The sequence below is a fragment of the Sulfuricurvum sp. genome (assembly GCF_028710345.1).
Taxonomy (GTDB): domain Bacteria; phylum Campylobacterota; class Campylobacteria; order Campylobacterales; family Sulfurimonadaceae; genus Sulfuricurvum.
On record NZ_JAQTUH010000002.1, the window covers coordinates 261,339 to 277,838 of the forward strand.

A 16,500-nucleotide genomic window follows, 5' to 3' on the forward strand; every position below is an offset into this window, starting at 1 on the left:
TAAAATAATGGGCAGAAGTGGAGAAACGTATGGCAAAACGACAAGTTGTGAAAGTTCCTGCACAAATAAAAGACTCAACTCCTCAATTTCCTATCGTCGGTATCGGTGCCTCAGCAGGGGGGTTGGCGGCGTTTGAAAATTTCTTTTCCGGCATGCCTTTAGAAGATAATCCGAATATGGCTTTTGTCTTGGTACAGCACCTCTCACCTGATCATGTCAGTATCCTCGCTGAGATTATACGTCGTTATACCCGTATGGCGGTTTTCGAAGTGGAAGAGGGGATGAAGGTGGAGATTAATTGTGTTTATGTCATCCCTCCGGGGTATGATATGGCTTTTTTAAACGGTAAGCTCCAGTTACTTGAACCCTCACTATCACGTTCTCCCCATCTTCCTATCGATTTTTTCTTTCACTCTTTAGCTCAAGATCAGCATGAACACTCTATCGGGATTATCCTCTCCGGTAGCGGAAGTGATGGGACACAAGGGATAAAGGCGATTAAAGAAGTGGGAGGATTGGTGCTTGTCCAAACTCCTGAAACGACCGAATATGATAGTATGCCACGCAGTGCGATAGCAACCGATTTGGTCGATTATATCCTCCCTCCCTCAGCAATGCCGAATCAATTGATAGCTTATAGGGCACATACGGCTCGACATAGTATGCTCAATGAATCCCTCCCAAAATCGCAAAATATACTCGATAAGATTTTTATATTATTGCGCGCTCAGACGGGGCATGATTTTTCCCAATACAAGCCTAATACTATCCTACGGCGTATTGAGCGACGGCTTGTTATTTGTCAGATTGATGAGATGGGAAAATACGTCAAATATTTGCAGCAATCACCCGATGAAGTCAAAGCATTATTTCATGATTTGTTGATTGGAGTCACTAACTTTTTTCGCGATTCAGAGGCTTTTGTAGCGTTAAGAGAGGAGATTATCCCCAAGCTTTTTATCTCCGGAAAAGTGATTCGTGTGTGGAGTGTCGCGTGTTCATCGGGGGAAGAGGCATATTCTATCGCTATATTAATCAAAGAGTATATGGAAGAGACGAAACACAACGTTGCAGTGCAGATATTTGCGACCGATATTGATATCCGTTCCATAGAGATAGCGCGTGCAGGCTTCTATCCTGAGAGCATTGCTTCTAACATTTCGCCTGAGCGATTATCCCGTTTTTTTGTCCCTGAATCTGGAGGATACCGTATCCATAAAAGTATTCGCGATATGTTGATATTTTCCGAACACAGTGTCATTAAAGACCCTCCGTTTTCGAAGCTAGATCTCATTTGTTGCCGTAATCTTTTGATTTACATGAATTTTGATCTCCAAAGAAGATTGATACCGTTGTTTCATTATGCGCTAAATCCTGGTGGAACTCTTTTTTTAGGTTCATCTGAGACTATTGGTGAATTTAGTGATCTCTTTAGTATCGTAGATCAGAAATCCAAACTCTATCAACGTAAAATCGGTTCTATCCGAGGAGAGTATATATCAGTGAGTCGTCCATTTCCGAGTTCGATACACGTAACGCTTCCAGCTGGAATCGACAATGCGCCTAAACATACAAAAGTATCGATGCGTGAGATGATGGAACAGGCACTTTTGTCTCATATTCCTCTCTCAGGTGCTATCATAAAAGAGGATGGTGATATTCTCTATCTACATGGTCGTACTGGAAGGTATTTGGAACCGCAAGCGGGTGAAGCAGGCGCTATGAACATCTTTAAAATGGCACGTGAAGAGTTACGTCGTGAACTCTCTATGGCACTTCATAAAGCAATAGTGAGCCATGAAAATATCCATTATCCGAATCTATGCGTACAAAATAACGGTCTATTTAGTTCAGTGAATCTTACCGTCCGTTTTCTCTCAACATACGGTGAAAATGACCTCTCTCTCTATCTTGTCGTGTTTGAGGAGATTCCCTTTGTATCGATAGAGATTGGTAATGAACCAGAGAACAAAGAGGAGAGCAGACGTATTTCTCTTCTTACACAAGAGCTTTATGATCAAGAGACATTTCTAAAAATTGCCAATCAAAAACTGCAAACCTCCAATGAGGAGTTAAAATCGTTTAATGAAGAGATGCAATCACTCAATGAGGAGTTGCAATCGACGAACGAAGAGTTGGAAACCTCCAAAGAGGAGCTTCAATCGGTCAATGAAGAACTCTCTACCGTCAATGCCGAACTGCAAAGCAAAGTTGCCGATCTCTCACGAGCCAATAATGATATGAACAACCTCTTAGCCGGTACGAATGTCGGTACGGTTTTTGTCGATCATCAACTTTGCATTATGCGTTTTACCCCTGCTATTACCAAAATCATCCATCTGATTTTAAGTGATATTGGACGACCGGTAGGGCATATTGTCTCGAATTTGATTGGTTATAATAGTTTGGTGAGCGATACGAGGAATGTTTTGGATACACTGATTCCTAAAGAGGTAGAGGTGTGTACCACAGAGGGTGGGTGCTATTCGATGCGGATTCAGCCTTATCGTACATTGGAAAATGTTATCGAGGGTGCGGTTATCACTTTTATCGATATCACCGAGATTGTGAAGCTACGAGAGGCTCTTAAAATAGCCAATGAACTCTCCAGTTTAACGAATAAGGAACACCTAAGATAGGAGTTGTAATGGCAAAAGAGACGTTAACGAAAGCGCAACTATTACGACAAAAAGCTGAAGCTATCGTATCGGCATATCCCGTTGATTTGAATGAGTCGTTTTCGCCCGAAAAAACGGCACAAATAGTTCATGAACTCCAAGTACATCAGATCGAATTGGAGATGCAAAATGATGAACTGCGCAGTGTTCACAATGAGCTTATAGAGCAGAAGGAACGTTATTTCGATCTTTATGATTTAGCACCGGTCGGATATGTGACCCTAAGTAAAGAGTGGCAGATTATTGAAGCCAATTTGACGGCATCATCATTATTAGGAAGTGGTCGTAATCAGCTGATACACCAACCATTTTCCCGTTATATTTATGCAGAAGATCAAGATAATTTTTATCTGTGCAGACAAAAGTTTTTGGAAACACGGATAAAGCACTCTTGCGATATACGTCTTTTGCGAAAAGGGGCAAATTACTTTTGGGCACTCATCATTGTAGATTCGGATAATCATGATGACAGTGGTGGTGCTAGAATTCGTATGGCGATTAGTGATATTACCGATAAAAAAAGCTATGAGGATAGGTTGTATCGTATCGGTCAATACGATTCACTCACCAATCTACCCAATCGCCTTTTGTTATCGGATCGTCTCCATCAGGCCATGGGGCAAGCCCTGCGATACGAGCGTAAATTAGCGGTTATTTACCTCGATTTGGATGGTTTTAAAGAGATCAATGATACTTACGGTCACGATATCGGGGATCAGGTTTTGATTATGCTCGCTGAGAAGATGCATAATATTCTTCGTGAAGGTGATACGATAGCCAGACTCGGTGGAGATGAATTTGTTGCCCTTTTGCTGAACTTGGGGCGGATAGAAGAAGCTATACCGATGTTGAAGCGCTTTTTGGATATTACGAATGAGCCGTTGGAAATAGAGACTCATATTTTGCAAGTAAGTGCAAGTTTGGGGGTCACTTTTTTTCCGCAAGCGGAAAATGTAGATGCTGATTTATTACTTCGTCAAGCCGATCAAGCGATGTATCAAGCAAAGATATCGGGGAGAAATCGTTACCATACTTTTGATATTCAACAAGATAGTGTTCTTAGAGAGCGGTATGAATTGATTGAAATTATCCGTTATGCGATTCAAACACACCAATTTATCCTCTACTATCAACCCAAAGTCAATATGAAAACGGGAGCAGTTATCGGTACCGAAGCCCTGATACGATGGAACCATCCCAGTAGAGGTCTTTTAGAACCATCCTCTTTTTTACCTATTATAGAAGGTACTTCTCTTTGTGTTGAGATGGGAGAGTGGGTTATCGATGCTACCTTGACCCAAATAGAGCTCTGGCAGAGCGAGGGGCTTAGTATTGAAGTGAGTGTTAATATCGGTGCACAACAACTGCAAGAAGATAATTTTTTACAGCGATTACAAGAGATTTTAGAACAACATCCTAAGGTTAGCCCCAGCTGTTTAACACTGGAGATTTTAGAGACCAGTAAAATAGAGAATCTCCATCGAACGACTGAAATTATTCAAGCGTGTCGAGCGTTTGGGATACTTTTTTCCCTCGATGATTTCGGTACGGGGTACTCCTCTCTCACCTATCTTCAACGTCTCCCTATTTCTACGATTAAAATAGATCAAAGTTTTATACGAGATATGCTCAATAATGTAGACGATATAACTATTCTCTCAGGAATCATCAGCTTAGGGAAAGCTTTTCATCTCGATATTATCGCTGAGGGGGTAGAGACGATGGAACATGGAGAACTTTTGTTATCTATGGGGTGTGAACTTGCCCAAGGGTATGCTATCGCTCATCCTATGCCTCCCGATGAGTTTGTACGATGGTTTGCTACTTGGCAACCCTATCCATCATGGAGAGAAATATCGAAAAAATGAGTTCTTTATACTTTCTTGATACCTCTTGGTACTATCTTGAGACTTCACTGATAAAAATCAACCTATAATCTATGTCATAGAAATCCTAATCTAAAGGGACGTTATGACGTTACAAGAACGAATTAAAAGTGAGATGATGGTAATCAAATCACTCGGCGTTGTGTATGGAGATATCGGAACCAGTCCGATTTATACCTTTGCTGTTATTTTATTGTTGGTTCAACCGACAACCGAAACTATCTTTCAAATCTTATCGATGGTATTTTGGACGATGCTGATGTTGGTTACTGTCCAATACGCATGGTTAGCCACCAGCCTCTCCAAACGGGGTGAAGGGGGGACGGTTGTGTTAGTACAGCTCTTGCTCCCCTACCTCAAAGGGACGCGTGTTATCGCTTTGGTCGGAGCATTGGGCTTTTTGGGCATCTCATTGCTAATCGGGGATGGGGTTATCACCCCCGCCATCAGTATTCTCAGCTCCGTTGAGGGGATAGCACTCATCCCCGGATACGAAGATACCCCCAAAATTACATTACTCCTCATCGCAGCGGGGATCGCATTTGCCCTCTTTGCCGTTCAGAAAAAAGGGGTCGAAAAGGTCGCCAGTGCATTCGGTCCCATCATGGTCGTGTGGTTTTTTGCCCTTGCCTTAGGGGGTGGGTATTATCTACTGCAATCTCCCGAAGTGTTAAAGGCGATCTCACCGTTGTATGCAATTGAATTTATCGCTCAACACCCTTATATCGCTTTTGTGGTGTTAGCCGATGTCCTCTTATGTGCGACGGGTGGTGAAGCGTTATATGCCGATATGGGGCATTTGGGTCGTCTTCCGATTCTCAAGGGGTGGTTGTTTGCCTCAGTAGCATTGCTCATCTCCTATTATGGTCAAGGGGCATTTTTGCTCTCCCATCCCGAAGCGGCAAAAGCGCCGTTTTTCGAACTCTATCACACTCTCGTTCCGAACTTATACGTTCCGATGCTTCTCTTAACCGTTATTGCCACGATTATCGCTTCTCAGGCGATGATAAGCGGTATTTTCTCCGTTCTCTATCAGGCGATGACCACCCGTATTTTCCCCCATTTCAATGTGAACTACACCTCCAATGAACTACGCAGTCAAATCTATGTCGGCTCAATCAACTGGTTTTTATTTATCTGCGTCGTCGCGATGCTCTTTATCTTCGGAGAATCGGGGAAACTGGCGGCGGCATACGGTCTCTCGGTTGCGGGGGCGATGAGTATTACGGGAGTGCTGATGAGTATGATTTTCATGTTTAAACGTCAATACTTCAAAATGGCTGTTTCCATTATCGCGGGACTTACGAGCTTAGTATTCTTCATCTCCTGTTGGCTCAAAATCCCACACGGCGGGTACTGGTCGCTCATTATCGCATCGGTTCCCCTCTTTATCGTAATCCTCTATACCCAAGGACAAAAACGGCTCTATGCCTCATTTGTCCCTATCGATAAAGAGCTTTTTTTGAGTGAATACCTCAAACGCTATGCACAAGGATTCCATATCGAGGGGACGGCGCTCTTTTTTGCCCGCAATGCCGATGCTATCCCCGCTTATATCTCGAAAACGATGTTTCAAAACGGAATCATCTATGAGCGCAACATCATCGTAACGGTTCACCCCTCGTATGAACCTCACGGAGTTATCAGTGAACTCTCTCCGATAGGAGAAGGGTTGGATTTGCTCAGTATCCGTCCGGGATATATGGAGACGTTGAACGTCGAAGCCCTTTTGCGGGAACGAAACATTGACGAGCGGACGATTTTTTACGGAGATGAAGAGATAGTCTCCGATAGCTTCCTATGGAAAATCTTTGCCTTTATCAAAGATGTTTCCCCTAATTTTGTCAGCTTCTACCATTTCCCGCATGAGAAATTGATTGGAGTAGCCCGTCGAGCGGAGATTTAGCGATGAGAGTATTAGCTTGTATTTTTCTAGGTGTGTCACTTTTTGGATCGGATTTTATCGCTGAAAGGTCAATGCAAACGGTTACACAAACACCTGAGGCTTTGATGTGGCAAGATGATGGGCAAGTTTCAGAACACAAAATGAGTTATAAAAGTGCCCTGAGCTATTGTGAATCACTTGGTCTAAATGATATGAATGATTGGCGCATGCCAACGCAACAAGAGTTATTTCGCCTTGTTGACACGCAACGTACACCGACAATTTTTCCGGTGTTTGCCCATACCGCAACAGAGTGTTATTGGAACATCTCTAAAGATCAAAATAACCGTATAGGTTCTATTGATTTTTCGACAGGAAAAAGTTTGAATACGGTGGGGATAGATCATACATGCTTTATTCGATGCGTCCGTAAGATAAAATAGAATATAATTGACGTATGTACCCGATTATCCCCCCATTTTTACTTTTACTATCTCTTTCCTTGATCTCCAAACTCTTTAATGAGGAGCTTCAACTGGTCAATATCGGGATGATTCATCTCATCCCTATCCTCTATGCCGCGATGATATTAGGGCGGAGAGACACTTTAATCGTCTCACTTGTTTCGGTACTATCCTTTAACTTTTTTTTTATCCCACCAACGTTTACGTTTACGGTACATGATATTCGCTATGTTTTCAGTTTTGCCATTATGATTACCGTCGGGCAAATCGTTTCATGGTTGAGCGAACGTGCCTCTATTGCCAAAGAATTAGAGACTTCTGAACGGCTTCAAGAGACTCTTTTAGGCTCATTATCGCATGAGCTACGAACACCTCTTGCCGCGATTATGGGGGCATCATCAGGGTTGCTCACCGAAGAGCTGGATTTAAATACGGAACAAAAAAAGGAGCTTTACCGTACGATTGATGAGGGGGCGAGTCGAATGCGACGGCTGATAGATAACCTCCTCGATACTGCCCGACTCCAAAGCGGTATGCTTAAACTCAAACTCCAAGAGTGCGATATACGTGAACTTTTAGGGAGTGCGTTATCGAAAACAGAACATATTTTTCCCGCAATGCTAACGATGAGTGACAATCTTAATTCACTGCAAGGGGACGCGATTCTAATCGAACAGGCTCTTTTTAATCTCCTTGAAAATGCCTTTAAATACGGTGATGCGGTCAATGTAGCAGTAGAACATCATCCGCAAGAGATAGTGATTCGTATCTGTAATACCGGCTCTATCCCCCCTGCACATGAAGCCTCTATGGCATGGAGAGCGTTTTCAAGACTGAGTAATGTCCGTGGCGAAGAGGGGATTGGATTGGGTCTGTATGTAGCGTATCGAATTGCTGCGATGCACGGCGGGAGTGTGGAGACGATGAGTGATGGAATACAATTTTGCGCGACGATGAAACTTCCATACAGGGGTGAGGGATGAAAGAGACGATTTTAATCATCGATGATGACAGTGCTATTCGCAAACTGCTCGAAGTGGCACTGGGTGCGGCTGGGTATCATCCGATAGCAATCGCGTCGGGTAAAGAGGCGCTCAATCGTGCGGCAATCGATGCACCCGCTCTCGTATTGCTCGATTTGGGATTGAGCGATATGGACGGCAAAGAGTTTCTCTCACGATTTCGAGAATGGAGTCAATCTCCCGTAATCGTCCTCTCTGCACGCTCTCATGAGAGTGAAAAAATAGCGGCACTAGAAGGGGGATGTGATGATTATCTTACTAAACCTTTCGGTACGGGTGAACTACTGGCTCGTATCAAAGCGGCACTTCGACGGCGCGGTATGGGGATGGGTGAGAGTGTATCAGGGCTGATAAGCGATAATCTCTCTTTGGACATCTCCTCACATACCGTGATGTTGGACAATCAAGAGTTAAAACTAACCCCCAAAGAGTTCGACCTCCTCAAAATCTTGATGCAAAATAGCGGAAAAGTCCTCACCCATGCATGGTTGCTCAAAGAGATATGGGGAATCGGATACCAAAACGAGACCCACTATCTACGGGTTTTTATCAACCAACTCCGTCAAAAGATTGAAACAGATTCGACCCGTCCGAAACGGATTATTACTGAGACAGGTATCGGGTATCGGTTTGTGGGGTAAGCTGATAAAGCCTTATTCACTTTACATTTTTCGACAGGCTCAGCGTGAATGGTGTTGCATTTTCTAAATGTGGGTGTATAGCGACTGTCTGCATTCCACCTCAGGAGAGCTAGAACGAGAGAAAAAGCAATGTGCAAAATTTGCACATACCACTAAATATGTTATACTAATTTGCATTGTTGATTTGATGCAATTTGAAAGGATATAGGATGATAAAAGAGGCAGATTTTGAACTTGTCAAACTGAAAGGATTGTTGGGATTTTAGGAGTTTTCTCCCCTTGCAGAACAAGGGGCATCCCGAAGGACAATTAGAGCGTTATTATAGTCCATATATGTTAAAAGTATTAAAGGATATTGGATGAGAAAAATCGGAAATTCCGAATTTTCTATCAAACCTACCAACTTTTTCCCGTCATTCCCGCGAAGGCGGGAATCCAGCTCTCTCTTTTGAATAAACTTCTTGCATAACTCTACTATATAATCCCGTTCGCCCTGAGCTCAAGGAAACATCGCTTAGCGAGCGGTACCCTTGTTTTGTCGAAGGGTGTTTCATTCATGGTTCGATAAACTCATCACGAACGAAAAAGCATGTTCTGAAAAAGTTTAATATATATTTTCGCTCAATTTGAAATCGATTCAAAAAGCAATGTGCAGAATTTGCACATTCCACTAAATATGTTATACTATTGCACATTTATAGGGATGGAGATTGCTTGCCAACGCTATTGAATCAAGACGGTTTCAAGTTCTTCTTTTACGCTAATGAACATGAACCAAAGCACATTCATGTAATGAAAAATGATGCGTTTGCCAAAATCGAGTTGGAAAATTTACGTATCGTCCAAAATTATTTAAAACCCAAAGAACTCAAAAGAGTGCTTGAAATTATTGAAGAGAATAAAAATGAATTTGAAAGGATATGGGATGAGTGGTTTAATTAAAGGGAAAGAAGTCCATTTTGATGAGTCATATTTACACGTTAAACTTGAAGATGATAGGATTATATCGACTCCGATTGAGTGGTATCAGCCTTTGAAAAAAGCAACACTTTCTCAACTTAAAAACTATAAACTTATTTGTATGAATACTGGTATAGAGTGGGAAGAGTTAGATTACCACCTAAATATTGAGAGTATGTTGGAACTATCAGATAGTAAAGTAGCTTAAATCATTTTTTTCCGTCATACTCTTTAGATGAGAAAAATCGGAAATTCCGATTTTTCTATCAAACCTACCAACTTTTTCCCGTCATTCCCGCGAAGGCGGGAATCCAGCTTTTCGCGTATATCTTTCAGTTTGCCATATAATTTCCTCAATGATTGAAAAAATGGTACAATAAATCTTATTTTATAATTGATTTTATTATAAAAAATAAAAATGGAAGTGTATAACATCAGTTTACATTCCACCTCAAGAGAGGTGGAACGAGAGAAGATGAGCGTATTATATCATTGGCTAAGAAAATCAATGAGATGAAAGGTATGTAAGTGATAGTAAAATTAAATGGTGGTTCAACAGATATACATATGATTTCATTAAATGATATGCGAAAACTTTCTGATAGTATTCAAAAAATATCTTATAACTATGAATTACAAAAATATGGAACTAAAAATCAAAATATTTATATCAAAGCCAATAGAGAAGGAAGCTTCGAAATACTTTTAGGGCTCATTGAACCTACGCATTTAAAAGGCATAATTGATAGTCTTCAAGGTGCTTTTCTTTATGAACTGATAACAAAAATGCGTGAATATCTTGATTCTGATACTAAAAAAGAGGATATCAAAAAGCTTGTTGATGAAACTTTTCAATTAGCATTAGAGTTAGCTGAGGCTGAATATTTTGATGTTAGGTTTGAAAAGAAAAAACAAACTATCGAAAAAAATACTAAACTGATAAATGCTGAATTAGCTAATTATCAAGCTATGAAACAAATCGCTTCCATCGTTGGAAAAACCGATGAAGAGCATTCTTTAAAGCCGACCTCCATAACATTCACATCTGAAATCGAAGATACTATTGAATTATTGGAGATAAACAACTCAACAAAAGAATTATTGAGTAATAATGAGTTAGATGCTATTAAAATTGAAAATATTATCATCTCTGGTGTTCCTGATGGATTAACAAGAGCAAGTATGTCATTTATGATGGAAATCGCCTTTATTGGTAAGTTGAAGGTTCATGCTACGAATAAACAGTTGAATGAAGTGAGTGATTATTTTAAAAGTTCAAAACCCATTAGAATAGAAGTAGAGCCTATTGTCAAGATGGGTGATTTAATTGAAACAAGAGATGCGAAGCTGATTAAAATTTTCAAGGATTGAAATGCGTATATCACAAAGTAAAATTCATAATGTTGATAAATTCTTACTGGAATTTAAGAAAGATGAAAATTTATATATTGTTTTAGATGATATTGACAGCTATAAAGATAGATTGATACAAGTAGGCTTTAGTAGTCTTTTGCCGACTGGTGAGAAAGTTTTACCTTCTGCACTATTTGGTAATGTATCAGAATTTAATGCTAATGGAAAATATGAAAAATTAAGAGACTTGCCAAAAGAAACATACTATAAAACTCAAAGTGCAACAATAAAAGCTTATGGTAAGCATGATGTGTATATTACAAAACAACAGCCATATGAAAAATTTCAAGTAGGGCTTACAGAAATTGCACCATCAATAGAGTTAGTAATTTTACTTGATGATAATAATGAGAAAATTGTCTCCTCTGATAAACTCGTCTATAATGAAAATAACAAAAATCTAATCAAACATACAATAAATTTATTTTTAGAAATTTTTGGAGAATGCGTTGTTGTAGATAATGAATTTCTTTCTAGGCAAAAGACAAAAATCAAAAAAGTAAGTTGGAATATTTTACCTAAAGGTGTGATGCCATGGGCAAAATTGAGAGAACCACTAATCGATTTACTTGATAAAACAGCAGTAGAAGATAAAGAAGATACACTAAGAAGATTTGAATTTATTAATAGCTTTAGTCCAGATTTTGTAGCAACAGGTAATGGTGGTTTCAACGACTATGTTGTATTTGGCTTTGAAGATAGAAATTTATATGTATTAGAAAATTCATTTGCAGGAAATGCTACCTATATATTTAATAATGACTGGGAAACCCTTTCTCAATTATCAAAAGCAGAAATATTAGCTGAAAAGTTACAGGAACATAGGCTTATTCATAAAAAATACTGGAAGAGAAGTATGAAAGACATTCTGAAATAGCCAAGTTGAAGACAGGATTCATCATCACCATGCTATTAAGACTAAAACTCCATAATTTTTAAAATAAAAAAGAAATTCGGCAAAAGATTTCAAAAGCTGATTTTCTTTTATAGAAATTTTTTTACGGATATGTCTAATATAGCCTCCTTTTAGCCCCCCTTCGTTATAATAAAACCAAAATAGAGCTGGATTCCCAATCGAGTTGGGAACCTCATAAGAGGTTCTTGTGCCCTTGGGTATGACGAAATAATGCGGAGAGATGATGAATACGGAAGAGATAGGGGCGTTATTACAAAATAAAAATAAGCTCCTCTCGGAAATCTATTTCGAACTTCAAGCGGCGTGTGAAGCGAAATATGGTCCCGATACCCTCGTCATCATCGAAGTAGGATCGTTTTTCGAGGTGTATGAGGTCAATAATGCGGAGATGAAACTCGGTAAGGCGAAAGAAGTCGCCGAATTTCTCAATATTCAGCTTACCCGTAAAAACAAAACCATTTTAGAAAACTCCATCCAAAACCCTCTCCTCGCAGGGGTTCCGACCGTCTCTATCGAACGCTATCTCAGCCGATTGGTACAGTCGAAAAAATACACCATCGTCCTCGTAAAACAGTTGGGTGAACCTCCCCATATCCGTCGCTATATCTCCAATATCATCTCTCCGGGGACAAATTTCGATTACATCGCTGAAGCGAGTGAGAACTATATCGCGTCACTCCTAATCGATCAAAACAACGGGGTTTATTCGGTAGGGTATTCGGCTATCGATGTCGGGACGGGAAAAACCCTTATCAATGAGATACACGGTACACGAGAAGACAAAACATACGCACTCGATGAGGTGTTTACACTGCTTCAAAGTTATCAGACCTCTGAGGTGGTGGTAACGTTTTGTGATTCTCTAATCGATGAGGATGAGGTCAACCGATACTTGGAACTCAAAAGTCATCATCGAAGCCACAAAAATGAAAAACGGCTCCGAATCGATTATCAAAACGAACTTTTTGGGCGGATTTATCAGATACGCTCTCTCCTCAGCCCCATCGAATACCTCGATATGGAGCGTTACCCTTATACCTCTGAATCGTTGGCGGTGTTGATCCATACAATCATCGATCATGACCCCGCGATTATCGAGAAGATGAACCGCCCTACGTTTTTAGGGACGGCGCGTTATATGTATTTGGGGAACAATGCGAGCGAGCAGTTGGGGATTATCTCACGCGATGCGGATGAGATGACGGTGTTAAAACTGATCGACAAAACCTCTACGGCGATGGGAAAACGACTTTTGCGCGAGCGGTTGCTCAACCCTATTTGTGATTCGAAACTTCTCGAAGAGCGGTACGATTTAATCGAGAAAATGGGGGAACATATCGATGTTTTAGAAAGTAAGCTCAAAGAGGTTTATGATCTGGAGCGGATATTGCGTCGTCTGAAATTGGGGAAACTGCACCCGTATGAACTCGCTTATTTTCATGCTTCGTTGGAAGCGGCGGAGAAGCTGTTTGAGGATGCGGATCGTTTTGGAATCCGTTATGATAAACCCAGTGCGCAAGAATGTGCATTGTGCGCGAGTGAACTGCGACGGATATTTGTCATCGAGTCGTGTGCCAAATTTCGTCGTGATCAGGTGGATGAAAACCTCTTTAACGAGGGGATTGACCCCGCTATCGATGCCTTAGCACAGCTTCAAAGTGATAATGAGGGGAAAGTACAAACGATTATAGATCATATCGATACTTTTTTCGAAAGTGGAAGTGCTTATGCCTCTATCGGTTGGTTGGAGAGTGAGGGGTATCATCTCCTCATGACCCGTAACCGTTATGTGAGCGTCGAAGAATCACTCCACAACAGCTTTTTTACGTTGGACAATCAGCACTACTTTTTCCGTGATTTTCAGGTACGCAAACTCAAAACAACCGTCAAACTCTCTTCCTCATTGCTCGATGAACTCTCTATCGAAAATGCGGGGGCAAAATCGCGGATGATTGCCCAAGTACGTGAACGTTATAATGAACATTTAGAGCAGATTGAGAAACGTTTTTCTCACGCTATCGAGCATCTTATCTCTTTTTTAGCCGTTATCGATGTGAGTTTGAGCGGTGCGAAATGTGCCCAGAAGTTTCGCTATACCCGTCCAACCATCGTCGCTTCATCGGGCAAAGCATTTATCGAAACTATCGGACTGCGTCACCCTTTGATCGAGTCGCGTGAAGAGAACGGTATTTTTGTCCCGAACGACCTTTTTTTAGGGGTGGCAGATCAGCACTTGAGCGAAGAGCATACGACCCTCGAAGCATCGGGTGGAGAGGATGTCAAAGGGGTATTACTCTATGGGATTAACTCCAGTGGGAAGTCTTCGCTGATGAAAAGTATCGGGCTCTCTGTTGTTATGGCACAAGCGGGATTTTTTGTCCCGTGCGCCTCGATGCGGTTCGCCCCCGTCGATAAACTCCTCACCCGTATTGTGAGTAAAGACAACCTCTATAAAGGGCTCTCTACTTTCGCCGTAGAGATGTTGGAACTGCGTAATATCTTTAACCGTGCGAGTGAAAATACCCTCATCCTCGGAGATGAAATCAGTCACGGAACGGAGACCGAATCAGCCCTCGCTATCGTCGCGAGTGCAATATTAAAGCTCCAAGAGCTGGGGAGTATGTTTATTTTTGCCACCCATTTGCATCAACTCTCATCATTGCGTGAGATTGAGCAGGCGCGCGGGATTGTACTGCTCCATTTGGGGGTGTATTATGATGAGGTTGCCGATCAGTTGGTGTATGATCGAAAACTCAAAACGGGGAGCGGCAGTACCCTCTATGGATTGGAGTTTGCTAAATCACTCCATATGGATGAGACTTTTTTAAAGAGGGCTTATGAAATCCGAGGACGAATCACCGATAAAAGCCATGATGCCTCGATGTTAAAGCGAGAGAAAAAGAGTCGCTATAACAGTAAACTCTACCTTACTAAATGTGCGCTGTGCGATGAAGCGGTCGATGATGTCCATCACATCGTTCCACAGGCATCTGCTGATGATGGAGGCGGGGTAGGGCATTTCGGTGTTAACCATCGCTACAATTTGATTCCGTTGTGTGCCAACCATCACCGCCTCGTCCATGAGGGGAAAATCGCCATTCATGGGTTTGTTATGAGTGAAGAGGGGTTACGGCTGAGTTATAGTGAGAGCACTACGACGAACAACTAAGTTTTAGATTGGTGTGTTGAGGAGGGGTCACCCCTGCATAGCGTTCGAAATCACTATGTTCATCATAGGGGTTTTGGGCGATACGGAGCAGATCGTTTACACGTGTATAATTCCCCCCCTCCGCTTCATCGATAGCCTCTTGGAGGATGTAGTTTTTGAGGACGTATTTGGGATTGGTACGGAGCATTTGTCTATGACGTTCATCCACAGATGAGCTGTTATCGGTTAACCTCACGTCGTATCGTTCAAGCCATTCATTGAGTTGATTTGGGGCGAGAGTCAATGCTAATAGTGCATCCCGATTACCCTCATAACGGCTAAGAGTACGGAAGAACGGGGTCATATCGATACGCCCGTTTTCCATGACGGAAAAGAGGGCTCTCAACAGATCACTATCGTTTTCTTGTGTCGTGTCAAGACCGAGTTTGGCACGTAAAAGTTGCATAAGTTGGTTTGTGAAATAGTTGCCGTATTGTTCTAACTCGCTTTGGAGCTTTTCGTGGGTAACTAGAGGAGAAAGGGCATGGGCAAGACGTTCAAGATTCCAATACCCGATACGTGGCTGGTTATCGTAGCTGTATCGTCCTTGAGCATCAGTATGATTGCAGATGTAACCACTTTCAAATGTATCCATAAATGCGAAGGGACCGTAATCGATGGTGATACCGATGGCGGACATATTATCGGTGTTCATTACCCCGTGGTTAAATCCAACCGATTGCCAAGAAGCAATCAGTTCTGCGGTTCGTTTCACGATTTCAGCGAACATTTTGAGATAGGCATCTTCACTGCCTATAAATTGTGGAAATGATTCTTGGAGACAAAAGTCGGCTAAGCTTTCAAGCTCTTTGTGTTTATTGGTATGGAAAAAATACTCAAAACTTCCAAACCGTATCCAAGACGGTGCTAAACGCAACACGATAGCACCTCTCTCCCATCGCTCACGCGCTACTTTTTCATCAGAACTGATCAGTGCCAGCGCACGGCTTGTGGGAATTCCAAGGGCGTTCATCGCTTCACTTATCAAATATTCGCGAATGGAGGAGCGTAATACGGCTCGTCCGTCACCTTGACGGGAATAGCGGGTCACTCCTGAGCCCTTTAGCTGTAAGTTCCATCCGTTTAGGGCTCCTAGATTGATTGCCCGACCATCACCGAGTCGCTGTACGTAATACCCGAACTGATGACCGGCATAGCACATTGCATAGGGGCGTGAACCTTCTAATAGTAAGGTTCCATTGAGAAGATTTTCGAGTTCTTTATCATTAAGATGGGCTGGATTAAGCCCTAAAAGTTGTGCTACTTCAGGATTGACGCTGACAAGTAGAGGATTTTTTAGTGGTGTAGGGGAGACTTCATGGTAGAAGATAGTACTTAGATCGAGATAGGGTGTTGTGAGGATTACGTCAGTTAGTTTCATACCAAGAGTTTTACCTCAAAAAGATAAAACCTTTAGGTGCTTTTAA

12 protein-coding genes are annotated in these 16,500 nt (G+C 41.7%); 11 read left to right on the top strand and 1 reads right to left on the bottom strand.

The annotated features are described in order from the left end of the window. Positions 1-29: 29 nt before the first annotated feature. From PHC76_RS03875 to PHC76_RS03925, 11 genes are all read left to right on the top strand, one after another. Complete coding sequence (locus tag PHC76_RS03875) at positions 30-2,639, top strand: CheR family methyltransferase (RefSeq protein ID WP_299971266.1); 2,610 nt, start codon at positions 30-32, stop codon at positions 2,637-2,639. 8 nt (positions 2,640-2,647) lie between these two features. Continuing rightward, on the top strand, positions 2,648-4,546 hold the full coding sequence (locus PHC76_RS03880; RefSeq protein ID WP_299971263.1) for an EAL domain-containing protein: 1,899 nt from the start codon (positions 2,648-2,650) through the stop codon (positions 4,544-4,546). Between the two features lie 103 nt (positions 4,547-4,649). Continuing rightward, a complete protein-coding gene (locus tag PHC76_RS03885) occupies positions 4,650-6,470 on the top strand; it encodes a KUP/HAK/KT family potassium transporter (RefSeq protein WP_299971260.1) in 1,821 nt (606 codons plus the stop codon). 71 nt (positions 6,471-6,541) lie between these two features. Continuing rightward, complete coding sequence (locus PHC76_RS03890; protein WP_300209802.1) at positions 6,542-6,892, top strand: DUF1566 domain-containing protein; 351 nt, start codon at positions 6,542-6,544, stop codon at positions 6,890-6,892. 14 nt (positions 6,893-6,906) lie between these two features. Continuing rightward, complete coding sequence (locus PHC76_RS03895; RefSeq protein WP_299971253.1) at positions 6,907-7,896, top strand: DUF4118 domain-containing protein; 990 nt, start codon at positions 6,907-6,909, stop codon at positions 7,894-7,896. Continuing rightward, on the top strand, positions 7,893-8,576 hold the full coding sequence (locus PHC76_RS03900) for a response regulator transcription factor (RefSeq protein ID WP_299971250.1): 684 nt from the start codon (positions 7,893-7,895) through the stop codon (positions 8,574-8,576). The genes PHC76_RS03895 and PHC76_RS03900 overlap by 4 nt, the downstream gene beginning before the upstream one ends. Before the next feature lie 714 nt (positions 8,577-9,290). After that, positions 9,291-9,518: a DUF4160 domain-containing protein gene (locus PHC76_RS03905; protein ID WP_299971247.1), complete on the top strand. Its 228-nt coding sequence runs from the start codon at positions 9,291-9,293 to the stop codon at positions 9,516-9,518. Continuing rightward, on the top strand, positions 9,502-9,744 hold the full coding sequence (locus tag PHC76_RS03910; protein ID WP_299971244.1) for a DUF2442 domain-containing protein: 243 nt from the start codon (positions 9,502-9,504) through the stop codon (positions 9,742-9,744). The genes PHC76_RS03905 and PHC76_RS03910 overlap by 17 nt, the downstream gene beginning before the upstream one ends. A gap of 320 nt (positions 9,745-10,064) precedes the next feature. Next, positions 10,065-10,907: a hypothetical protein gene (locus PHC76_RS03915; protein ID WP_299971242.1), complete on the top strand. Its 843-nt coding sequence runs from the start codon at positions 10,065-10,067 to the stop codon at positions 10,905-10,907. 1 nt (position 10,908) lies between these two features. Continuing rightward, positions 10,909-11,826: a hypothetical protein gene (locus PHC76_RS03920; RefSeq protein WP_299971239.1), complete on the top strand. Its 918-nt coding sequence runs from the start codon at positions 10,909-10,911 to the stop codon at positions 11,824-11,826. Positions 11,827-12,088: 262 nt separating this feature from the next. Next, positions 12,089-15,034, top strand: a complete 2,946-nt coding sequence (locus tag PHC76_RS03925; protein WP_300209805.1) for an HNH endonuclease — start codon at positions 12,089-12,091, stop codon at positions 15,032-15,034. Here PHC76_RS03925 and PHC76_RS03930 read toward each other — a convergent pair. After that, the gene (locus tag PHC76_RS03930; protein ID WP_299971235.1) at positions 15,018-16,454 is read right to left on the bottom strand and encodes a YdiU family protein; all 1,437 of its coding nucleotides are present in this window, start codon (positions 16,452-16,454) and stop codon (positions 15,018-15,020) included. The genes PHC76_RS03925 and PHC76_RS03930 overlap by 17 nt on opposite strands. Positions 16,455-16,500: the final 46 nt, after the last annotated feature.